Origin of the sequence: Mycobacterium sp. E740 (assembly GCF_001672895.1) — a bacterium.
In the GTDB taxonomy this organism is placed as follows: Bacteria; Actinomycetota; Actinomycetes; order Mycobacteriales; family Mycobacteriaceae; genus Mycobacterium.
Window position 1 is genome coordinate 29247 of the sequence record NZ_LZKP01000224.1, and the last position, 20958, is coordinate 50204.

At 68.4% G+C, this 20958-nt stretch carries 20 protein-coding genes; 6 read left to right on the plus strand and 14 right to left on the minus strand.

Going from position 1 to position 20958, the window contains the following annotated elements:
- Nucleotides 1-48: 48 nt before the first annotated feature.
- Genes ilvC through A5663_RS21885 form a run of 3 tightly spaced genes read right to left on the minus strand, consistent with a single transcriptional unit; the run spans nt 49 to nt 3476 of the window.
- Nucleotides 49-1050 carry a ketol-acid reductoisomerase gene (ilvC, locus tag A5663_RS21875; RefSeq protein WP_068153853.1) on the minus strand — a complete coding sequence of 334 codons (1002 nt, stop codon included), beginning with the start codon at nt 1048-1050 and terminating at the stop codon, nt 49-51.
- Nucleotides 1051-1107: 57 nt separating this feature from the next.
- A complete protein-coding gene (gene ilvN, locus A5663_RS21880; protein ID WP_068153819.1) occupies nt 1108-1617 on the minus strand; it encodes an acetolactate synthase small subunit in 510 nt (169 codons plus the stop codon).
- On the minus strand, nt 1614-3476 hold the full coding sequence (locus A5663_RS21885) for an acetolactate synthase large subunit (protein WP_068153820.1): 1863 nt from the start codon (nt 3474-3476) through the stop codon (nt 1614-1616). Before A5663_RS21885 ends, ilvN begins: the two co-directional genes overlap by 4 nt.
- A gap of 318 nt (nt 3477-3794) precedes the next feature.
- On the opposite strand from A5663_RS21885, the gene A5663_RS21890 reads away from it, so the two are divergent.
- Nucleotides 3795-4142 carry a PH domain-containing protein gene (locus tag A5663_RS21890; RefSeq protein WP_068153854.1) on the plus strand — a complete coding sequence of 116 codons (348 nt, stop codon included), beginning with the start codon at nt 3795-3797 and terminating at the stop codon, nt 4140-4142.
- On the opposite strand, the gene A5663_RS21895 is transcribed toward A5663_RS21890, so the two are convergent.
- On the minus strand, nt 4139-4969 hold the full coding sequence (locus A5663_RS21895; protein ID WP_068153821.1) for a DoxX family protein: 831 nt from the start codon (nt 4967-4969) through the stop codon (nt 4139-4141). The genes A5663_RS21890 and A5663_RS21895 overlap by 4 nt on opposite strands.
- 136 nt (nt 4970-5105) lie before the next feature.
- On the opposite strand from A5663_RS21895, the gene A5663_RS21900 reads away from it, so the two are divergent.
- Nucleotides 5106-6227 carry a sorbosone dehydrogenase family protein gene (locus A5663_RS21900; protein WP_068153822.1) on the plus strand — a complete coding sequence of 374 codons (1122 nt, stop codon included), beginning with the start codon at nt 5106-5108 and terminating at the stop codon, nt 6225-6227.
- 27 nt (nt 6228-6254) lie between these two features.
- On the opposite strand, the gene gatB is transcribed toward A5663_RS21900, so the two are convergent.
- The 4 genes from gatB to gatC all read right to left on the minus strand — a co-directional run bounded on the left by gatB (nt 6255) and on the right by gatC (nt 10674).
- Nucleotides 6255-7757: an Asp-tRNA(Asn)/Glu-tRNA(Gln) amidotransferase subunit GatB gene (gene gatB / locus A5663_RS21905; protein WP_068153823.1), complete on the minus strand. Its 1503-nt coding sequence runs from the start codon at nt 7755-7757 to the stop codon at nt 6255-6257.
- A gap of 23 nt (nt 7758-7780) precedes the next feature.
- Nucleotides 7781-8812, minus strand: a complete 1032-nt coding sequence (locus A5663_RS21910) for an ATP-dependent 6-phosphofructokinase (protein WP_068153824.1) — start codon at nt 8810-8812, stop codon at nt 7781-7783.
- 81 nt (nt 8813-8893) lie between these two features.
- A complete protein-coding gene (gene gatA / locus A5663_RS21915) occupies nt 8894-10378 on the minus strand; it encodes an Asp-tRNA(Asn)/Glu-tRNA(Gln) amidotransferase subunit GatA (RefSeq protein ID WP_068153825.1) in 1485 nt (494 codons plus the stop codon).
- On the minus strand, nt 10375-10674 hold the full coding sequence (gene gatC / locus A5663_RS21920) for an Asp-tRNA(Asn)/Glu-tRNA(Gln) amidotransferase subunit GatC (protein WP_068153826.1): 300 nt from the start codon (nt 10672-10674) through the stop codon (nt 10375-10377). The genes gatA and gatC overlap by 4 nt, the downstream gene beginning before the upstream one ends.
- Before the next feature lie 69 nt (nt 10675-10743).
- On the opposite strand from gatC, the gene A5663_RS21925 reads away from it, so the two are divergent.
- Complete coding sequence (locus tag A5663_RS21925) at nt 10744-11400, plus strand: amino acid-binding protein (protein WP_068153827.1); 657 nt, start codon at nt 10744-10746, stop codon at nt 11398-11400.
- 17 nt (nt 11401-11417) lie between these two features.
- Here A5663_RS21925 and A5663_RS21930 read toward each other — a convergent pair whose 3' ends face one another.
- Both A5663_RS21930 and ligA read right to left on the minus strand, forming a co-directional pair.
- The gene (locus A5663_RS21930) at nt 11418-11672 is read right to left on the minus strand and encodes a hypothetical protein (protein ID WP_068153828.1); all 255 of its coding nucleotides are present in this window, start codon (nt 11670-11672) and stop codon (nt 11418-11420) included.
- Nucleotides 11673-11823: 151 nt separating this feature from the next.
- Nucleotides 11824-13896, minus strand: a complete 2073-nt coding sequence (gene ligA, locus A5663_RS21935; protein ID WP_156744604.1) for an NAD-dependent DNA ligase LigA — start codon at nt 13894-13896, stop codon at nt 11824-11826.
- 79 nt (nt 13897-13975) lie between these two features.
- On the opposite strand from ligA, the gene A5663_RS21940 reads away from it, so the two are divergent.
- Both A5663_RS21940 and A5663_RS21945 read left to right on the plus strand, forming a co-directional pair.
- The gene (locus tag A5663_RS21940) at nt 13976-14380 is read left to right on the plus strand and encodes an MmcQ/YjbR family DNA-binding protein (RefSeq protein ID WP_068153830.1); all 405 of its coding nucleotides are present in this window, start codon (nt 13976-13978) and stop codon (nt 14378-14380) included.
- A 38-nt stretch (nt 14381-14418) separates the two neighbouring features.
- Nucleotides 14419-16023, plus strand: a complete 1605-nt coding sequence (locus A5663_RS21945) for a 4-coumarate--CoA ligase family protein (RefSeq protein WP_068153831.1) — start codon at nt 14419-14421, stop codon at nt 16021-16023.
- Here A5663_RS21945 and A5663_RS21950 read toward each other — a convergent pair whose 3' ends face one another.
- Together A5663_RS21950 and A5663_RS21955 are read right to left on the minus strand one after the other, a co-directional pair.
- Nucleotides 16024-16833 (minus strand): hypothetical protein, encoded by an 810-nt coding sequence (locus A5663_RS21950; RefSeq protein ID WP_156744603.1) that lies wholly within the window; start codon nt 16831-16833, stop codon nt 16024-16026.
- A gap of 126 nt (nt 16834-16959) precedes the next feature.
- On the minus strand, nt 16960-17970 hold the full coding sequence (locus A5663_RS21955) for a methionine synthase (protein WP_068153833.1): 1011 nt from the start codon (nt 17968-17970) through the stop codon (nt 16960-16962).
- A 60-nt stretch (nt 17971-18030) separates the two neighbouring features.
- Between A5663_RS21955 and A5663_RS21960 the strand changes: the two genes are divergently transcribed.
- Nucleotides 18031-18675, plus strand: a complete 645-nt coding sequence (locus tag A5663_RS21960; protein ID WP_068153834.1) for a sensor domain-containing protein — start codon at nt 18031-18033, stop codon at nt 18673-18675.
- Here A5663_RS21960 and mnmA read toward each other — a convergent pair whose 3' ends face one another.
- Together mnmA and A5663_RS21970 are read right to left on the minus strand one after the other, a co-directional pair.
- Nucleotides 18676-19743 (minus strand): tRNA 2-thiouridine(34) synthase MnmA, encoded by a 1068-nt coding sequence (mnmA, locus tag A5663_RS21965; RefSeq protein WP_068153835.1) that lies wholly within the window; start codon nt 19741-19743, stop codon nt 18676-18678.
- Nucleotides 19744-19745: 2 nt separating this feature from the next.
- Nucleotides 19746-20948 carry a cysteine desulfurase family protein gene (locus A5663_RS21970; RefSeq protein ID WP_068153836.1) on the minus strand — a complete coding sequence of 401 codons (1203 nt, stop codon included), beginning with the start codon at nt 20946-20948 and terminating at the stop codon, nt 19746-19748.
- Nucleotides 20949-20958: the final 10 nt, after the last annotated feature.

Genomic DNA, 20958 nt, shown 5'->3' on the forward strand with positions numbered 1-20958 from the left:
TTTGGGGAGCGTCAGCGGCGCTGAGCACCGCTGCGGCTCCACAAACCGCTAGGCGGTCTCGGTGATCGGCCGGTCGACCCAGCTCATCAGGTCGCGCAGCTTCTTGCCGGTCACCTCGATCGGGTGCTCGGCGTTCTTCTTGCGCAGACCCTCGAGTTCCTTGTTGCCGCCCTCGACGTTGGCGACGAGCTTCTTGACGAAGGTGCCGTCCTGAATCTCCTTGAGGATTCCGCGCATCCGCTCTTTGGTGTCGGCGTCGATGACCCGCGGACCGGACAGGTAGCCGCCGAACTCGGCGGTGTCGGACACCGAGTAGTTCATCCGCGCGATGCCGCCTTCGTACATCAGGTCGACGATCAGCTTGAGCTCGTGCAGCACCTCGAAGTAGGCGAGTTCCGGCGCGTACCCGGCCTCCACCATCACGTCGAAGCCGGTCTTGACGAGTTCCTCTGTGCCGCCGCACAACACGGCCTGCTCGCCGAACAGGTCGGTCTCGGTCTCGTCCTTGAAGGTGGTCTTGATGACGCCGGCGCGGGTGCCGCCGATGCCCTTGGCGTACGACAGCGCCAGCGCCTGTCCCTCGCCTGTCGGGTCCTGGTCGATCGCGATCAGGCAGGGCACGCCCTTGCCGTCGACGAACTGCCTGCGCACCAGATGGCCGGGGCCCTTCGGGGCGACCATGCCGATGGTGACCCCGGCCGGCGGCTTGATCAAGTCGAAGTGGATGTTCAAACCGTGGCCGAAGAACAGCGCGTTGCCGTCCTCGAGGTTGGGTTCGATGTCGCTGGCGAAGATCTCGGCCTGCGCGGTGTCGGGCGCCAGCAGCATGATGACGTCGGCCCACTTGGCCACCTCGGCGGGCGTGTCGACCTCGAGGCCCTGCTCGGTGACCTTCTCGCGGGACTTCGACCCCTCCTTGAGGCCCACCTTCACCTGCACGCCGGAGTCACGCAGACTCAGCGAGTGCGCATGGCCCTGGCTGCCGTAGCCGATGACGCCGACCTTGCGGCCCTGGATGATCGACAGGTCCGCGTCGTCGTCGTAGAACATCTCGATGCTGCTTGAAGACACTGTTAACTTTCCTTCTCTTTCAACCGATTTCGGGGCTTACTTGGCGGTGCCGATACCGCGGGGGCCGCGGGAAAGTGACACCACTCCGGACTGCACGATCTCGCGGACACCGTACGGCTCCAGCACTCGCAGCAGCGCTTCGAGCTTTGCCGGGGTGCCGGTCGCTTCGATCGTCAACGACTCCGTCGACACGTCGACGACCTTGGCGCGGAACAGGTTCACCGCCTCGATGACCTGCCCGCGAGTCGACGCGTCGGTCCGCACCTTGATCAACGCCAGCTCGCGCGAGACCGAGTTCTCTTCTTCCTGCTCGACGATCTTGATCACGTTCACGAGTTTGTTGAGCTGCTTGGTGATCTGCTCCAGCGGTGCCTCGTCCACGCTGACGACGATCGTCATCCGCGACATGTTCTTCTGCTCCGTGGCACCGACCGCCAGCGACTGGATGTTGAAGCCGCGCCGCGAGAACAGCGAGGCGACCCGGGCCAGCACGCCGGGTTTGTCCTCGACGAGCACCGACAGCGTCTGCGTATTCGTGCCGGTCATGCGTGTCCCTCTTCCGGATCGTCGAACAACGGCCGGATGCCGCGCGCGGCCTGGATCTCGTCATTGCTGGTGCCTGCCGCCACCATCGGCCACACCTGGGCGTCCGCGCCGACGATGAAGTCGATCACCACCGGGCGGTCGTTGATCTCCCGAGCCTGCCTGATCACATCCTCGACGTCTTCGGCTCGCTCACAACGCAATCCGACGCAACCGAGCGCCTCGGCCAGCTTCACGAAGTCAGGGATCCGGCGCGAGTGCGTGGCCAGATCCGTTTGGCTGTACCGCTCGTCGTAGAACAGCGTCTGCCACTGCCGGACCATGCCGAGGTTGCCGTTGTTGATCAGGGCCACCTTGATCGGCGCACCCTCCACGGCGCAGGTGGCCAACTCCTGGTTGGTCATCTGGAAGCACCCGTCCCCGTCGATGGCCCACACCTCGGCCTCGGGGCGACCGAACTTGGCGCCCATGGCCGCAGGTACGGCGAAGCCCATGGTGCCCAGACCGCCGGAGTTGAGCCACGTCTTCGGGTTCTCGTAGGAGATGAACTGCGCGGCCCACATCTGGTGCTGGCCGACGCCCGCGACGTACACCGCCTCCGGCCCGGCCATCTTGCCCAGCATCTCGATCACGTACTCCGGGGACAGGCTGCCGTCGCTCTGCGGCCCGTAGCTCAACGGGTAGGTCGCCTGCACACCGCGCAGGTAGTCCATCCAGTTGTCGATCCCCAGCGAGATGTCGTTGCGGCGCAACGCAGCGATCAGGTCGACGATCACCGCCTTGACATCACCCACGATCGGCACGTCGGCGTGGCGGTTCTTGCCGATCTCGGCAGGGTCTATGTCGGCGTGGATCACTTTGGCTTCGGGGGCAAAGGAATCCAGCCGGCCGGTCACCCGGTCGTCGAAGCGGGTCCCCAACGCGATCAACAGGTCGCTGCGCTGCAGTGCGGCCACGGCGGACACCGTGCCGTGCATCCCGGGCATGCCCATGTTCAGCGGGTGGCTGTCGGGAAACGCTCCGCGCGCCATCAGCGTGGTGACGACGGGAATGCCGGTCAGCTCGGCCAGCTCCAGCAGCTCAGCACTGGCCTCACCGCGGATCACGCCGCCGCCGACGTAGAGCACCGGCTTGCGGGCGGCCCCGATCAGCCTGGCGGCCTCGCGGATCTGGCGGCTGTGCGGCTTGGTGTTCGGCTTGTAGCCGGGCAGGTCCATCTTGGGCGGCCAGCTGAAGGTGCACTGGCCCTGCAGGACGTCCTTGGGGATGTCGACGAGCACCGGGCCCGGGCGACCCGACGAGGCGATGTGGAAAGCCTCGGCGATCGCCTGCGGGATCTCGTCGCCGCTGCGCACCAGGAAGTTGTGCTTGGTGATCGGCATCGTGATACCGGAGATGTCGGCTTCCTGGAATGCGTCGGTGCCGATCAGTCCGCGCCCGACCTGGCCGGTGATCGCCACCACCGGGATCGAGTCCATATGCGCATCGGCCAGCGGCGTGACGAGGTTCGTGGCTCCGGGCCCCGACGTCGCCATCATCACGCCGACCTTGCCGGTGGCGTGCGCGTAGCCGCTGGCGGCGTGGCCCGCCCCCTGCTCGTGACGGACCAGCACGTGACGCAGCTTCTGCGAGTCGAAAAGCGGGTCGTAGACCGGCAAGACGGCGCCGCCGGGAATCCCGAAGATCGTGTCGACGTCGAGTTCCTCGAGCGACCGGATCACCGCCTGTGCACCGGTCATCTGTTGCGGCACAGCACGTTTCGCCGGTGCGGGCGCAGGCTTCGATGCCGGCGTGGCGACATGTCCGTCGTCGGGCACGGTCGCCGCGACTTGCTCCAGCGGCCGGGTTGTTGGTGCGCTCACGGTGTTCGTTCTCCTAAATCCTGTTCCGGATCCGTATCTAGGGTCTCAAATCGGTGGTCGGGCAAGAAAAAACCCCCGTCAGCTGGGCTGCTGTACGAGGGTCGCGCGTCGGTGCCGGTGGTTATGCCCGAGTACGGGCGAGCGCGGCATCAACGCGCTTCCCAATTACTACGAGCAACCCCACGGCCTGCATAACCGTCGACGGTAGCCTCCGCACAGGTCACAGGTCAAATTTGCCGGTGACCACCGCGCCGGTGCGAAGATGGCCGGGTGAGCCGCGACGCCGAATCCGCCCCCGTCGTCATCCGCATCTCGCCCATGGCGCATTTCGCGGTGGCATTTCTGGCGCTGGCGCTGCTGTCGCTGGTTCTCGCGGGGCTGACCTGGGTGGCAGTGCTGTTGATCGTTCCGATCGGGCTGTCCGTCTATGTCGTGCGCTGCCGCACCGTGGCCGATCGCGAGACGGTCACCGCACGATCTTTGCTGTCCAGCAAAACGGTGAGGTGGGCCGACGTCGACGGCCTGCGGTTCGGCAAGGGTTCGTCGGCTTACGCCCAGCTCAAGGACGGCACAGACGTGCGCCTGCCCGCGGTGACGTTCGCGACGTTGCCGCTACTGACCGAGGCCAGCGGCGGCCGCGTGCCGAATCCGTACGCGCCGAGTTAGGCGAACGGGTTGCCGCCGTTGAGCAGCACCCAGATCGCAACACCCGCGCCCACGCCGAGCACCAGCGCGCCGAACGAGCCGATGAACGGTCGGCGCGCCCACCCCCGGCCGGCGTCGAAGCCGTACCGGCCGGGGCCGGTCAGCACCAGAGCGGCCACCGCGCAGAGCAGGAACACCTTGTACTCGTGTCCGTCGGTGAGGAAGTTCGACAGCTGTGCAGCCTCATGGGCCTGCATGGCGTCGGCCAGCACACCGGTCACCAGGTACGCCAGCGCGCCGGCGGCCGCCACCGGCGTGAACAGACCCAAGATCAGCAGCACGCCGGCGGCGATCTGTCCGCCAGCCGCCACGTAGGTCAGCACGCCCGCGTACCGGAACCCCATGTCGGACAGTTCCGCCTGCCAGCCGTCGAGCCCGGGACCGCCCCACAGGCCGAAGGCCTTCTGCAGTCCGTGTCCGATGAACAGCGCGCCCACCGCGAGGCGCAGCACCAGAATGCCGAGGTCGAGCGTGCCGCGCCGGTCCGCCGCACGATTGAGCGGGTCGGGTCCGATCGCGGCCGGCTCGGCCGAGAAGCCGGTCAGCGGATGCTGTCCGTCGGGCTGCACGTAGGGCAGCGGCTCGGGCTCGTTGAGCAGCCCGAACGCCGGCGAGACCGGCGCGCCGCTGTTGGCGTCGTAGTGCGGGATCGCGGTGGTTTCGAAATCGCCCCCGTAGTTGGAGGACGGAAGATCGTCTTCGGGGTCGACCAGGCTCGCCGACACAGGCCGCCCGGCCGCGTCGTCGGGCCGCTGCCAGGCGCGTGGGTCATTGGAAGGACTGGTCACGTAGTCAGCGTAAGTGCTAGTCACCCGGTAGCCGGGTATTGGCGCGGCGCTTTGCGGGCCTTATTTAACGAGCTCGCGCGGCACGTCAGGTGGTGTGCATGGCGCGTCCGGCTCGACGATCCGTAACCTGGCTCGCATGAAACTGCGCCGGCCGATGCGGGGTGTGCTCGCCGTGCTGTGCGCGGCGTTGCTCGTCGGGTCCGGGTGTGCGCGGTTCGACGACGCGCAGTCGCAACCGTTCACGACCGAGCCCGAACGGGGGCCGGGGCCGACGTCCACACCGCCGCCCCCGCCGCCGCTGCCTCCGACGCCGTTCCCGAAAGAGTGCCCGGCGCCGGGCGTCATGCAGGGCTGCCTGGAGAGCACCAGCGGGCTGATCATGCTGCCCGACAACCAGTCGGCGCTGGTCGCCGAGCGCACGACCGGTGTGGTCAAGGAGGTGTCGGTCCGAGCCGAACCGAAGGTCAAGACCACCCTGCCCGTCGACGGCTCGGGTGACGGCGGGCTGATGGACATCGTGTTGTCGCCGACCTACCAACAGGACCGGCTGATGTACGCCTACGTCAGCACCCCGACGGACAACCGCGTCATCCGCATCGCCGACGGCGACATCCCCAAGCCGATCCTGACCGGCATCCCGAAAGGCGCGACCGGTAACACGGGCGCGTTGATCTTCACCAGCCCCACCACGCTGCTCGTGCAGACCGGCGACGCGGGCAACCCGGCCGACGCCGCAAACCCGGGTTCGTTGGCCGGCAAGGTGTTGCGTATCGAGCAGCCCACCACGGTGGACCAGGCGCCGACGACGACCGCACTGTCGGGGTTGGGAGCCGCCGGCGGCATGTGTATCGACCACTCGGACGGGTCGCTGTACATCACCGACCGCGCCCCGTCCGGTGATCGGTTGCAGCGCATCACCAAGGACTCCAAGACATCGACGGTGTGGACCTGGCCCGACCGGCCGGGCGTGGCGGGCTGCGCGGCGCCCGAGGGTGCGGTGCTGGTCAACCTCGTCAACACCAAGCAGACCGTCGCGGTGCGACTCGCTCCCGAAACCGGCGCGGTCACCGGTGATCCCGAGGTGGTCCGCCAGGATCAGCACGGGCACGCGTGGGCGCTGGCGACGTCACCCGACGGCAACATCTGGGGCGCCACGGTCAACAAGACCGCCGGCGATGCGCAGAAACTCGACGACGTCGTGTTCCCGTTGTTCCCGCAGGGCGGCGGCTTCCCGCGCAGCCCGGCCGACAACACCTGACCGACCGGCGGCGAAAAGCCCCAAACGCTAGCTGCAGGCCGCCAGCACCAGTTCGCGCACTCGTGCGGCGTCAGCCTGGCCCTTGGTCGCCTTCATCACCGCGCCGACGATCGCGCCCGCCGCCTGCACCTTGCCGCCGCGGATCTTCTCGACGATCCCGGGGTTGGCGGCCAGCGCCTCGTCGACGGCCGACTGCAGCGCCGAGTCGTCGCGCACCACTTCGAGCCCACGGTTCTTCATGACCTGTTCGGGTTCGCCTTCACCGGCGAGCACTCCCTCGACCACCTGGCGGGCGAGCTTGTTCGACAGCTTGCCGTCCTCGACGAGCTTGACCACCCCGGCCACCTGAGCGGGTGAGATCGGCAGCGCGTCGAGTTCGACGCCTGCCTCGTTGGCCTTCTGCACGAGGAAGTTTCCCCACCAAGCCCGGGCAGCGTCGCTGGCTGCCCCCGCTTCGACGGTGGCGGCGATCAGGTCGATCGCGCCGATGTTCACGAGGTCGCGCATCACCTCGTCGGAGATGCCCCAGTCTTGCTGGATTCGGTTGCGCAGCAACCACGGAAGCTCGGGGATCGTCTGACGCAGACGCTCGACCCACTCGGCGTCAGGAGCCACCGGTTCGAGGTCGGGTTCGGGGAAATAGCGGTAATCCTCGGCGGTTTCCTTGCTGCGCCCCGGCGAGGTGTAGCCGTCCTCGTGAAAGTGTCTGGTCTCCTGAGTGACTCGACCCCCTGCGTCGAGAACCGCTGCCTGGCGGCGCATCTCGTAGCGGACGGCGACCTCGACACTCTTGAGCGAGTTGACGTTCTTCGTCTCGGTGCGGATACCGAACTCGGCCTGCCCGATCGGCTTGAGCGAGACGTTCGAATCGCAGCGCATCGACCCCTGGTCCATCCGCACATCGGATACGCCCAAGCCGCGCAACAGGTCTCGCAGAGCGGTGACGTAGGCGCGGGCGATCTCCGGCGCGCGGTCACCGGTGCCCTCGATGGGCTTGGTGACGATCTCGATCAGCGGCACACCGGAGCGGTTGTAATCGATCAGCGACGTCGTGGCGCCCTCGATGCGGCCGGTCTGGCTGCCGAGATGCGTCAGCTTGCCGGTGTCCTCTTCCATGTGCGCACGCTCGATCTCGACCCGCCAGGTGGAGCCGTCGTCGAGCGGCACGTCGAGATGACCGTTGATCGCGATCGGCTCGTCGTACTGCGAGATCTGGTAGTTCTTCGGCATGTCCGGATAGAAGTAGTTCTTCCGGGCGAACCGGCACCACGGCACGATCTCGCAGTTCAGCGCGAGCCCGATCCGGATCGCCGACTCGACGGCCTTCTCGTTGAGCACCGGCAGCGACCCGGGCAGACCCAGACAGACCGGACACACCTGGGTGTTGGGTTCGGCGCCGAACTTGTTGGCGCAGCCGCAGAACATCTTGGTGGCGGTGGACAACTCGACGTGGACCTCCAGGCCGAGCACGGGCTCGTAGCGCACGACGACGTCGTCGTAGTCCATCAATTCGGCGGTCGCAGCAGTCATGGGAGCGAGTTTAGTAAGCGCCCTCAGCCGAAGAACTCCGCGGCGTCGTCGTAGCGGCTCTGCGGCACGAGCTTCAACTGCCGGGTCGCGTCTGCCAACGAGACCCGCCCGATGTCCTGGCCGCGCAGCGACACCATCATCCCGTACTCCCCCGCGTGCGCGGCATCGGCGGCGTTGACGCCGAAGCGGGTGGCCAGCACGCGGTCGAAAGGCGTCGGGGTGCCGCCGCGCTGCACGTGGCCGAGCACGGTCACCCGCACCTCCTTGTTGATCCGCTTCTCCACCTCGAGCGCGAGCTGCTGCGCGACGCCGGTGAACCGTTCGTGGCCGAACTCGTCGATGCCGCCTTGCCGCAACTGCATCGACCCTTCCGCGGGCTTGGCGCCTTCGGCCACCACGCAGATGAAGTGCGAATCGCCGCGCACGAAGCGCTGTTTGATCAGTCGGCACACCTCTTCGACGTCGAACGGCTGCTCGGGGATCAGCGTCATGTGCGCGCCGGAGGCGAGGCCGGCGTTCAGCGCGATCCATCCGGCGTGGCGGCCCATCACCTCGACGAGCATCACCCGCTGATGCGACTCGGCCGTGCTGTGCAACCGGTCGATGGCCTCGCTCGCCACGCCCAGCGCGGTGTCATGGCCGAACGTCACATCGGTGCAGTCGATGTCGTTGTCGATGGTCTTGGGCACACCGACCACCGGCACGTTCTCCTCCGAGAGCCAGTGCGCCGCGGTGAGCGTGCCCTCGCCGCCGATGGGGATCAGCACGTCGATGCCGTTGTCGTCGAGCGTCTGCTTGATCTGGTCCAGCCCCGCGCGCAGCTTCTCCGGATGAACGCGCGCGGTGCCGAGCATGGTGCCGCCCTTGGCCAGCAGGCGGTCATTGCGGTCGTCGTTCTTCAACTGGATGCGCCGGTTCTCCAGCAGCCCACGCCAACCGTCCTGGAACCCGACGACCGACGAGCCGTAGCGCACGTCGCAGGTGCGCACCACCGCCCGGATCACCGCGTTCAATCCCGGACAGTCGCCGCCGCCGGTCAGCACTCCGATACGCATGCCTACATACTCCCCGAGCGCACGGCTGTTCGCGCCCCTACTCGGCGTTTGCGTATGACAACCCGGGTGATCGACGAAGATCTACAGCGCCGTCGGCAGCGGCCCGCGCGCCGCCTCGTACGCCGCACCGACGCGATACAGGCGGTCGTCGGCGAGTGCGGGGGCCATGATCTGCAGGCCGGCCGGCAGGTTGTCGTCAGGTGACAATCCCGACGGCACCGACATGCCGCAGTGCCCGGCCATGTTCAGCGGCAGCGTGCACAGATCGAACCGGTACATCGCCAGCGGGTCGTCGACCTTCTCCCCCAACAGGAATGCGGTCGACGGCGTCGACGGCGAAACCAGCACGTCGACCTTCTCATACGCCTCGTCGAGGTCACGCGCGATCAGCGTGCGGACCTTCTGCGCCTGGTTGTAGTACGCGTCGTAGTAGCCCGCCGACAACGCGTAGGTGCCGATCATGATGCGGCGCTTGACTTCTGGGCCGAATCCGGCTGCCCGCGTCATCGCCATGACCTCTTCGGCGCTGTGCGTGCCGTCATCGCCGACGCGCAGCCCGTAACGCATGGCATCGAACCGCGCGAGGTTGCTCGACACCTCCGACGGCAGGATCAGGTAGTAGGCCGACAGCGCGTAGTCGAAGTGCGGGCAGTCCACCTCGCTGACCTCGGCGCCCAGCGCGGTGAGCTGTTCGACGGCGGCATGGAACGACTCGAGCACGCCGGGCTGATAGCCCTCTCCGTCGAACTGGCGCACCACGCCGACGCGCACGCCCTTCAAGTCACCGGCCGCGCCGGCCTTGGCCGCGCCGACGACATCGGGCACCGCGGCGTCGACCGACGTGGAGTCCTTCGCGTCGTGGCCGGCCATGACCTGGTGCAGCAGCGCGGTGTCGAGGACGGTGCGGGCGCACGGTCCGCCCTGGTCGAGGGACGACGCACAGGCCACCAGCCCATAACGCGACACCGTGCCGTAGGTGGGCTTCACCCCGACCGTCGCGGTCAGCGCGGCCGGGGTGCGGATCGAACCGCCGGTGTCGGTGCCGATGGCCAGCGGCGCCTGCAGCGCCGCCAGCGCCGCCGCGCTGCCGCCCCCAGAGCCGCCGGGGACGCGTTCGACGTCCCACGGGTTGCGCGTCGGGCCGTATGCGGAGTTCTCGGTGGACGAGCCCATTGCGAACTCGTCGAGGTTCGTCTTGCCGAGGATCGGCAGGCCTGCCGCACGCAACCGCACGGTGACGGTGGCGTCGTACGGCGCGGTCCAACCCTCGAGGATCTTCGAGCCGCACGTCGTCGGCATGTCGGTCGTGGTGAACACGTCCTTGAGCGCCACCGGGACCCCGGCCAGCGGGGAGGGCAGGTCTTCTCCCGCGGCGACCGCGGCATCGACGCGTGCGGCGGCCTCCAGTGCGCGGTCGCCGGCGACGTGCAGGAAGGCGTGGTAGCGCTCGTCGGTCGCCGCGATCTGGTCGAGGAAGGCCCGGGTGACCTCGGTCGACGACAGCTCCTTGGCCGCGATCTGGTGTCCGAGCGCGGCCGCGTCCATCCGGATCAGGTCGCTGCTCATGCCTCTGCCCCGAGGATGCGCGGGACCGCGAAGCGGCCCTCAGCCGACTTGGGCGCCTCCTCCAGCGCTTCGTCCTGCGTCAGCGACGGCTCGACGGCGTCGGGCCGAAAGATGTTGACGTCGGTCAGCGGGTTTCCGGTCGGTGCGACGCCCGTGACGTCGACGGACTGGATCTGGCTGACGTAGCCGATGATGGCGTCCAACTGCCCGGCATAGCTGTCGAGCTCGTCTTCGGTCAGGGCGAGGCGAGCGAGACGGGCCAGGTGGGCCACCTCGTCTCGGGAGATCTGCGACACGACACGAAAGCCTAGTCACCGCAGCCACGCCGGAATGCCCGGCACCGCCCGTTGTGGAACAGTGTGCGCGTGCCTTCATACCTGCTGCGGGTCCAGCTGGAAGACCGACCGGGCAGCCTCGGCTCGCTGGCCGTCGCGCTCGGGTCGGTGGGCGCCGACATCCTGTCGCTCGACGTGGTGGAGCGGTGGTCGGGCAACGCCGTCGATGACCTCGTCGTGGAGTTGCCCGCCGGCGCGATGCCGGACATGCTGATCACCGCCGCCGAGCAGATCAGAGGCGTCTACGTCGACTCCATCCGGCCGCACACCGGGCTGCTCGAGGCGCACCGCGAACTCGAGCTCATCGACCACATCGCCGCCGCGGAACGCAAACACAAACTCCAGGTCCTCGCCGACGAGGCACCGCGGGTGTTGCGCGTCGGGTGGACCACTGTCATCCGGCTCACCGATGCGGGGCCCGAGCGCATCGTCGGCAGCCAGGCCGCGCCCGAGACGCAGGCGGCCCAGACGCCATGGCTGCCGCTCGAGCGTGCCCGCGCCCTCGACGGCGACGCCGACTGGGTGCCGCAGTTGTGGCGCGACATGGCCACCACCTTGGCCGCCGCTCCGCTCGGCGACCCGCGCACGGCGGTTGTCCTCGGGCGCCCGGGCGGCCCGCTGTTCCGGCCGTCGGAAGTCGCCCGACTGGGCTACCTGGCAGGCATCGTCGCCACGATCGTGCGCTGAGTCCGCGCTGTCGAGCGTCAGCCGCCCGCGGGCACCGGCCACCGGTCGTTGACGTCGGCGTTGGAGTCCTTGCGCGCGCAGTGCGCGCAACAGAACATCGCTTCCTCGGTCTCGATGCCGTGGCCGAGAATCCGGCAACCGCAGTGGGCGCATTCCGGGGCCAGTTGCCCGGCCGCGCACTCGACGCTGTCGAACGTCGCACTGCGGCCGTCGGGCCATGTCACGGTGAACGCCTTGTCGTAGTCGTTGCCGCAGGTATCGCAGATCGCCATCTCAACTCCTTGTCGCCTCGACCAGTCGGGTGCCCGGTGGTCGGGACGGACAAACGCAGCGTCGGGCCGACGATGGGCCGCACCCGGCCGAGATCGACGAACTGGCGGTCTCGCTCGCCACAAATCCGCCAAAGCGTCGGTTTGGGCGCAGCTAGGCGCCGTCGGGTCCGTTCTCCAGCAGTCGCGTGAACCCGGCCTCGTCGAGGATCGGCACGCCCAACTCGACGGCCTTGTCGTACTTCGAACCGGGCGAGTCCCCGGCGACCACGAACGCGGTCTTCTTCGACACCGAACCGGCCGCCTTCCCACCGCGCGCGACGATCGCCTCTTTCGCGTCGTCACGCGAAAACCCGGCCAGCGATCCGGTGACGACGATCGACAGGCCCTCCAGGGTGCGCTCGATGCTGGCGTCGCGTTCGTCGGCCATCCGCACTCCGGCGGCGCGCCACTTGTCCACGATCGCGCGGTGCCAGTCGACGGTGAACCACTCCGTCACCGCTGCCGCGATCGTCGGGCCCACACCCTCGACGACCGACAACTCGTCCTCCGAGGCCGCCATGATCGCGTCCAGGCTGCCGTACTCGGTGGCCAGCGCGCGCGCCGCCGTCGGTCCGACGTGGCGGATCGACAGCGCGACGAGCACCCGCCACAACGGCTTGGCCTTGGCCTCGTGCAGGTTCACCAGCAGCCGCTTGCCGTTGGCCGACAGATTGCCGTCTTTGGTCCGGAACAGCTCGGTGCGCAACAGATCCGCGCTGCCGAGCGTGAACAGGTCACCCTCGTCGGCGATGACGCCGGCCGCGAGCAGAGCAGTCGCCGCCTCGTAACCCAGCCCCTCGATGTCGAAGGCGCCGCGGCCCGCGACGTGAAAAACGCGTTCCCGCAACTGCGCTGGACACGACCGGGTGTTCGGACAGCGGATGTCGGCATCACCCTCCTTGGCCGGCGCGAGTTCGGTCCCGCACTCGGGGCAGTGCGTCGGCATCACGAACTCGCGTTCGGACCCGTCGCGCAGGTCCACGACTGGACCGAGCACCTCGGGTATCACGTCTCCGGCCTTGCGGATCACCACCGTGTCGCCGATCAGCACACCTTTGCGCTTGACCTCCGACGCGTTGTGCAGCGTGGCCTGGCTGACCGTCGAACCGGCCACCTTGACCGGTTCCATCCACGCGAACGGGGTGACCCGGCCGGTCCTGCCGACATTGACTTTGATGTCGAGCAGCTTGGTCTGCGCCTCCTCGGGCGGATACTTGTAGGCGATCGCCCATCGCGGGGCCCGCGATGTGGATCCGAGGCGGCGCTGCAACGCGACGTCATCGACTTTGACCACCACACCGTCGATTTCGTGCTCGACGTCGTGGCGGTGCTCGCCCCAGTAGGCGATGCGCTCGGCGACTGCGGCCATCCCTTTTACCTGTGCGGTGTGCTCGGACACCGGCAGTCCCCAGGCCTTCAGTGCCCGATAGGCGTCGTGCAGGGTCTTGGGCCGAAAGCCCTCGGCCCGACCCAGCCCATGACAGATCATCCGCAGCTTGCGACGGGCGGTGACGGCCGGGTTCTTCTGGCGCAGTGAACCGGCCGCGCTGTTGCGCGGATTGGCGAACGGCGGCTTGCCTTCCGCGACGAGCCCGGCATTGAGGTCTTCGAAGTCGGCCACCCGGAAGAACACCTCGCCGCGTACCTCGAGAGTCTTCGGGATCGGGAATTCCTTGCTGGCCGTGAGCTTTTCGGGGACATCGTCGATGGTGCGCGCATTGAGCGTGACGTCTTCACCCGTGCGGCCGTCGCCTCTGGTGGCGGCACGCTCCAGCCGGCCGTCGCGGTACACCAGGGCCAGGGCCACCCCGTCGATCTTCAGTTCGCACAGGTACTGCGCGTCCTCCCCGATCTCGCCCCTGATCCGCCCAGCCCACGCCGCGAGCTCTTCGGGCGTGAACACGTTGTCCAGGCTCAGCATGCGCTCGAGGTGCTCGGCGGGGGTGAAGTCGGTGGCGAAGCCGGCGCCTCCGACCAGCTGGGTGGGCGAGTCCGGCGTGCGCAACTCGGGGTGCTCGTCCTCGAGGGCCTGCAGCTCGCGCAGCAGCTTGTCGAACTCGGCGTCGGTGATGATCGGCGAGTCACGCACGTAGTAGCGGAACTGGTGCTCGCGGACCTCGTCGGCGAGCTCCTGCCAGCGGCGACGCAGGTCAGCGTCGGGGCCTTCGTCGGCCTGGGCGGCCAACGTTGCCTGGGGATCCTCGGGACTCACTCTCGCAGGCTAACGGAGCGGCCCGACAGGTCGGCACCATTACCCTGGGCGCATGCCGCACCCGATCATGTTCCGCGACGACGACCCGGTGCTGGCCCGGGTTCGCAAGGTGGCGCTGTCGTTTCCCGACGCCTACGAGAAGGTTTCGCACGGCAGGCCGGCGTTCTTCGTCGCGAAGATGTTCGCCATGTACGGCGGCAGCGTGAAACCCGAAGCCAAGGGCGAGTACGTCCAGTACCCGCAGTCGGTACTGGTGAAGGTCGACGACAGCGACCGCCAGGCTCTGCAGCAGGACGGCCGGTTCTTCTGCCCCGCCTACCTCGGACCGTCGGGTTGGCTGGGCCTGGATCTGACGGCCACCCGCGACATCGACTGGACCGAGGTACGCGAGCTGATCGACGCCTCGTTCCGGTTGACCGCCCCCAAGAAACTCGTCAAGCAGCTCGACGATGCTTGACCCGAGAACCGACAGTCCATGATCCGATCGGAGGCGCCATGAGCTTCGCGAGCCCGTTCCCCGAAGTCGACATCCCGTCCAGCAGCGTCTACGACTACCTGTTCGGCGGCATCGCTGAAGCCGATCTCGATCGCGTCGCGCTCGTCGACGCGAAGTCCGGCCGCGAGACCACCTACCGCGAAATGGTCGCGCGCATAGACGCATTCGCCGGTGCGCTCGCCGGTCGTGGGATCGGCGTCGGCGACGTCGTCGGTCTGCTCTCGCCGAACAGCTCGGGATTCGCCGTCGCCTTCCACGGCATCCTGCGGGCGGGCGCGACAGCCACCACCATCAACGCGTTGTTCACTCCCAAAGACATCGCCAAGCAGCTGACCGACTCGAACGCCAGGATGCTGGTGACGGTGTCGGCTCTGCTGGCACCGGCCGAGGAAGCGGCCGCGGCCGCCGGAATCGGCGACGACGGGCTCGTCGTCCTCGACGGCGACGGGCTGGACGCCGACGGCCATCCCAACGCCGAGGACCTGATGGGGCCCGGGCATCCGCCGCCGCGGGTGAGCTTCGCACCGTCCACCCACCTGGCGGCGCTGCCGTACAGCTCGGGGACGACTGGAAACCCCAAGGGCGTCATGCTGACTCACCGCAACCTGGTCGCCAACGTCGCGCAGATCCGGCCGTTGCACGGGATGACTCCCGGCGACACCGTTCTGGCCGTTCTGCCGTTCTTCCACATCTACGGGATGACGGTGTTGCTCAACGCCGCGGTGCACGCGCGCGCCCGGCTGGTCATCATGGGCAGCTTCGACCTCGGTGATTTTCTGGCCAACATCCAGAACCACAGGTGCACAATCGCTTTCATCGCGCCTCCGGTCGCCGTGGCACTGGCCAAGCACCCGCTGATCGACGACTACGACCTGTCGTCGCTGAACACGGTGATGTCGGGTGCGGCCCCGCTGGACGCCGACCTCGGCCACGCGGTTGCGAAACGGCTCGACTGCCGCGTGGTCCAGGGGTACGGCATGAGCGAGCTCAGCCCGGTCAGCCACATCACCCCCTTCGACGGCGGTCAGCGCGAGATGAAGATGGTGGCGCCGCTGAGCTCGGTGGGCTGGACGGTCTCCAACGCCGCCTCGAAGATCGTCGACCAGGAAACAGGTGACGAAATCGACCCGCCCACGCAGGGTCTCAGTGCGACGGGCGAACTGTGGTTCAAAGGCCCGAACGTCATGGCCGGATATCTCGGCAACGACGAGGCCACCAAGGAGACGATCGACGACAGCGGTTGGCTCCACACCGGCGACCTCGCCCAGGTCGACGCGAACGGCTGCGTGTACATCGTCGACCGGCTCAAGGAGCTGATCAAGTACAAGGGGTACCAGGTGCCGCCCGCCGAACTGGAAGCCGTGCTGCTGAGCCATCCCGACATCGCCGACGCCGCCGTCATCGGGGTCAACGACCCCGGGGGCGAGGAGATCCCAAAGGCGTTCGTGGTCAAGCGATCCGGCGCGGATCTGACCGAAGACCAGGTGATCGACTTCGTCGCCGGACAGGTGGCGCCCTACAAGAAGGTCCGCCAGGTGGCGTTCATCGATGCGGTGCCGAAATCCGCCTCCGGCAAGATACTTCGCAAAGATCTTCGCGGCTGATCAGCGCTGGCGCATCCGCTCGGCGGCCCGGGCCGCGCGCGCCTGGCGGTAGCCGAGCACCGCGCCTGCCGCCGGTATGAGCAACAACCCGGCGATGCCCCACATCGGGTCGGTCGACTGGGCGCCCGGCGCGACGACGAACTGCCTCGCGGTGACCGGCGGCGCGAGCACACGCTCGACCCACGTGGGAGTCCGCGGCGTCGGGATGACGGGCGCTGGCGGTGGTGGTGGCGGTGCTTCAGCGGATTCGAGCGGCCGAGCCGGCGGAGGCAGTTCCGGTTGACCGGCCTGAGCGATGGGCGCGCGACCGTTGCCGAACGTCGCCTTGGGAGGGGCAAATTCGGGCGTCGGCGCATCCGTGCCTCCGGAGGCGGCGGGGAAATCCGTCGTGGGAGCGCTGCTCGGCACAGTGACGATCGGCCCGCTGTCGGTGACCGGTTCGCTGTCCAGCGCGGGACCGTCGGCGAGCGAGGGGCGGTTGGCCGATGCCACCGCCGAAGCCGATCTTCTCACCGTGTCCGAGTCGTCGACGACGTCCGACGTTTCGCGGCCTGACCCGACGCGGGACGGGGTGCTGTCGATGTTCGCCTTCGCGCCGCCGCGGTTTCCCCTGTGCTCACCACGACGACCGTTGTCGTGGTTGGCTTTGTTCGACGCTCGGCCGTGACTGCCGCCGCGATCGGAGCTGTTGCCCTTGTCCGATCCGCGCGAGTCACCCGGGTGCGCGTACGCGACAGTGGTGACGCCGGCCCCGCTCATCAGGAGAAAGGCGGACACCACCCCGACACCTGCGGCGAGGCGCGGGTTCACGACGGGCACATTCCTTCCATTGGCAAAGGCGAACGACATCGCCCGCGCTGCATTCTTGCACGCCGGATGACCGGACATGCGCGGGTGCGCAAAACTGCGCGCCAACTGACGAGGCGACCCCCGACACTAGATCGCGTCGGGGTCCTCGGCGAAGGCATCCGCCGTCTTCTGCGTCAACGCGATCGCGGCGCGCGCCCATTCGGCGGTCGCACCGGACAGCCCGCACGCCGGCGTCACCCCGATGCGCTCGCTGAGCACGGATCGGGCGAAGCCCAGGCGGTCGGTCACCGAAACCGCCGCCTTGGCGATCTCCTCGACCGACGGCCGGGTATCGGGAGCGCCCGAAGGCACCACGCCGAGCAAGGCGGTGCGGCCCGAATCGACGAACTCACCGATCCCGTCGAGATCTTCGGCGACAAGAGTGGAGATGTCGACCGAGACGGCGTCGATCTGACTGCGCTGCAGGCCTTTCCACGGCAAGTCCGAAGCGCAGCTGTGCACGACGACGGGGGCGCCCACGGCCGCCACGCACTCGTCGAGCAAGCCGATCGCGACCGGCTCGTCGACCGCGTGTACCGGTGTCAGGCTGGTGACCCCCGTCAGTCGGCCCGCGAGCGCGGCGGGCAACAGCGGCTCGTCGAATTGCACCGCCACCGCCGCGTCCAGTCTGCGGCTGACTTCGGCCCGGTGTACCGCCATCCCCTCGGCGAGCGAGGCAGTCAGGTCGCGCACCGCGCCGGGATCGGTGAGCGCGCGGTGGCCGTTGGCGAGTTCCAACTGCGCCGCCAGCGTGATCGGGCCCGGCGCCTGGACCTTCACGGTGCGGCCCGCACCGCGCAGACCCGCCTTCTCCCACGCTTCCTCGAGCGCGTCGAGGTCCTCGTCGAGCAGGCTGACCGCGCGCCTCGCGACCGCTGTGCGGCCCGACGCGATGCGGTAACCGCGCGGCACGGTGTCGATGCCGATGTCGACGAGCAGCGCCCCGGACCGGCCGATGATGTCGGCGCCGACGCCGCGGGCCGGCAACTCGACGAGGTGCGGCAGAGTATGCAGTTCACCGATGACGACCTCGGCGGCCTGCCGCGCCGACGTCCCCGGCCAGGACCCGATGCCGGTGGCGGCGGCGAAAGCACTCACTCGTTTGACAGTATTCGATAGGGCTAGTCTCGCTCGGAGAAGGGTTGGAAGGAACGCGCCATGCCCGCAGCGCCGAAGGCGATCGTGTTGTGGTGTGCGGTGGCAGCGCTCGCTGCGGGGTGTAGTCATACCGTCGACGGTCAGGCGCTGCGAGCCGCGCCGGGCATCGACGACGACTCGTTGTCGCCGGTCGATGTCGAGAAGATCATGCTCGACCAGTCGCAGATGCGCGCAATCACCGGCGCGGGAGACGATCTCACGATCATTCCCACCATGGACGGCAAGATCCCCGTCGACATCGAGCCGCTCGTCGACACCACTCCGCGGCAATGCCAATGGATCTTCGCCGAGACGCAGACGTTCGGACCCGACCTCGAAGAGTTCCACAAGACGACGTTCCAGAACCCGCCCGGCGGCGGGCTGATCTCCCAGGGCGCCGCCGCGTATCGCGACGCCGCGACGGCGCGCCACGCCTTCGACGCGCTCGTCGGTTCCGTGAACGATTGCAGCACAACGCCTTTGGGGCCGATGTTCGTCGGCGAGTGGACGGTGAGCGCGGACACCCTGCAGACGCGGCCACTGAGCGCCTGCGGCCGCGACTACCGCGTCAAGTCGGTCGTGCTCGTGGAGGTGACCGCGTGCCGGTTCCCCGACTCGGTACCCGAGATCGTGATCACCAACATTCTGGCGAACGTACCGGGGTAGTCACCGGCTGATGGTCGCGCTGGCCAACACCTCGTCACCGGCGGGGTCCGGCCGGTAGAGCACCATCGTCTGGCCCGGCGCCACCCCGCGCAGCGGCGCACGCAGCTCGACGACCAGTCTGCCGTCGCGCAGCTCGGCCACGCCGTCGCCGACACCGCCGTGTGCGCGCACCTGCACCTGGCATTCGACCGGACCCAAAATCGGCGCACCGGAGGTGAAGACCGGCCGCTCACCGGCCAGCATCCACACGTCCAGGTCGGTGGCATTACCGACGCGCACGGTCGCGGTGTGCGGATCGATTTCCGTCACGTACCGCGGCTGTCCGTCCGGACCGGGGCCGCCGATGCCGAGGCCTTTGCGCTGACCGACCGTGAACCCGTGTACGCCGTCGTGCTCGGCCAGCACCGTGCCCGCGGCGTCGACGACGGCTCCGCGCCGGACTCCGATCCGTGTGCCGAGGAACGCGCGTGTGTCGCCCGAGGGGATGAAGCAGATGTCGTGGCTGTCGGGCTTCTCGGCGACCGCGAGCCCACGGCGCATCGCCTCTGCACGAATCTGCGGCTTCGGGGTGTCCCCGACCGGGAATACCGCGTGGCGCAACTGTTTCGCGGTCAGCACGGCCAACACGTAGGACTGGTCCTTGTCGACATCGACGGCGCGCCGCAGCCGGCCGTCGGACAACCGCGCATAGTGTCCGGTGGCCACGGCGTCGAAGCCCAACGCCAGCGCTCGGGCGGCCAACGCGGAGAACTTGATCCGCTCGTTGCAGCGCACGCAGGGGTTCGGGGTCTCGCCGCGCGCGTAGGACGAGACGAAGTCGTCGATCACGTCTTCTTTGAACCGGTTGGCGAAGTCCCACACGTAGAACGGAATGCCGAGCACGTCGGCAACGCGGCGGGCATCCCCCGCGTCCTCCTTGGAGCAGCACCCGCGTGACCCGGTGCGCAGCGCGCCCGGCGTCGCCGACAACGCGAGATGCACGCCGACCACGTCGTAGCCGGCGTCGACCATCCGGGCGGCGGCGACCGACGAGTCGACCCCGCCGCTCATGGCCACGAGAACCCGCATCGTCATCGGAACTCCACAGCTCCCGAACTCGCCAGTGCCGCCTGGCGCGCCCTTTGGACCGCGGCGGGCAGCACCTCCAGGGCCGCATCCACGTCACTTTCGGTGGTCGTGTGGCCGAGCGAAAGCCGCAGCGAACCGCGCGCGCTGGCGGGGTCGGCGCCCATGGCCATCAACACGTGCGAAGGCTGCGCGACGCCTGCGGTACACGCCGAGCCGGTCGAGCACTCGATGCCCTTGGCGTCCAGCAACATCAGCAGCGAGTCACCTTCGCAGCCCCGAAAAGTGAAGTGGGAGTTGCCTGGAAGTCGAGCACTTCCCACCGCCCCGTTGAGGTCGACGTCGTCGATGCCCGTCAGCACACCTTCGATCAAGCGGTCGCGCAGCGCCGACACCCGGGCGCTGTTGGACTCCAGCCCTTCGACCGCGACTTTCGCGGCCACGGCCATCGCGACGGCGCCGGCCACATACGGGGTCCCGGACCGCACGTCGCGCTCCTGGCCGCCGCCGTGCAGCAGCGGCACACAGGCAGTGTCCCGCCGTAGGAACAAGGCTCCGATCCCCGTCGGGCCGCCGAACTTGTGCGCGGCGATGCTCATCGCCGAGAGCCCGCTCGCAGTGAAATCGACCGGAACGTGCCCGGCGGCCTGGACAGCGTCGCTGTGCATCGGCACCGCGAATTGCGCTGCGACAGCGGCTAATTCGCTGATCGGCATGATTGTGCCGACCTCGTTGTTGGCCCACATCACCGACACCAGTGCCACGTCGTCGTGATCCTGCAGCGCCTGGCGTAGGGCCGCGGGCGTCACCGAGCCGTCCCTCTCGACGGGAAGCCAGGTCACTTGGGCACCTTCGTGCTCGACCAGCCATTCGACGGAGTCGAGCACAGCGTGGTGTTCGATCGGCGTGGTCACGATGCGGCGGCGACGCGGTTCGGCGTCTCTGCGCGCCCAGTAGATGCCCTTGACCGCCAGGTTGTCGCTCTCGGTGCCGCCTGCGGTGAAGATCACCTCTGAGGGGCGCGCGCCGAACAGCTTGCCCAGCGTCTCGCGCGACTCTTCCATCCGCCGGCGCGCAGCGCGACCCGCGCCGTGCAGCGACGAGGCGTTGCCGACCGTCGTCAGCGCGGCCGTCATCGCCTCGACCGCAGCGGGGTGCATCGGCGTGGTGGCGGCGTGATCGAGGTAGACCGGCTTCGACGAGGTCATAACCAGTCAA

Excerpts from the sequence above, each read along its gene's own strand:
- A5663_RS21930 (WP_068153828.1), bottom strand. The coding sequence starts at position 11,672 with ATGGCGATCTGCGATACCTGCGGCAACGACTACGACAAGGCGTTCACC.
- mnmA (WP_068153835.1), bottom strand. The coding sequence starts at position 19,743 with ATGCGGGTTCTCGTGGCCATGAGCGGCGGGGTCGACTCGTCGGTCGCC.
- A5663_RS21970 (WP_068153836.1), bottom strand. The coding sequence starts at position 20,948 with ATGACCTCGTCGAAGCCGGTCTACCTCGATCACGCCGCCACCACGCCG.
- ilvN (WP_068153819.1), bottom strand. The coding sequence starts at position 1,617 with ATGACCGGCACGAATACGCAGACGCTGTCGGTGCTCGTCGAGGACAAA.
- A5663_RS21960 (WP_068153834.1), top strand. The coding sequence starts at position 18,031 with ATGCCCGCAGCGCCGAAGGCGATCGTGTTGTGGTGTGCGGTGGCAGCG.
- A5663_RS21910 (WP_068153824.1), bottom strand. The coding sequence starts at position 8,812 with ATGCGTATCGGAGTGCTGACCGGCGGCGGCGACTGTCCGGGATTGAAC.
- gatA (WP_068153825.1), bottom strand. The coding sequence starts at position 10,378 with ATGAGCAGCGACCTGATCCGGATGGACGCGGCCGCGCTCGGACACCAG.
- A5663_RS21940 (WP_068153830.1), top strand. The coding sequence starts at position 13,976 with ATGCCGCACCCGATCATGTTCCGCGACGACGACCCGGTGCTGGCCCGG.
- A5663_RS21900 (WP_068153822.1), top strand. The coding sequence starts at position 5,106 with ATGAAACTGCGCCGGCCGATGCGGGGTGTGCTCGCCGTGCTGTGCGCG.
- A5663_RS21945 (WP_068153831.1), top strand. The coding sequence starts at position 14,419 with ATGAGCTTCGCGAGCCCGTTCCCCGAAGTCGACATCCCGTCCAGCAGC.
- gatB (WP_068153823.1), bottom strand. The coding sequence starts at position 7,757 with ATGACTGCTGCGACCGCCGAATTGATGGACTACGACGACGTCGTCGTG.
- A5663_RS21890 (WP_068153854.1), top strand. The coding sequence starts at position 3,795 with ATGGCGCATTTCGCGGTGGCATTTCTGGCGCTGGCGCTGCTGTCGCTG.
- ilvC (WP_068153853.1), bottom strand. The coding sequence starts at position 1,050 with ATGTTCTACGACGACGACGCGGACCTGTCGATCATCCAGGGCCGCAAG.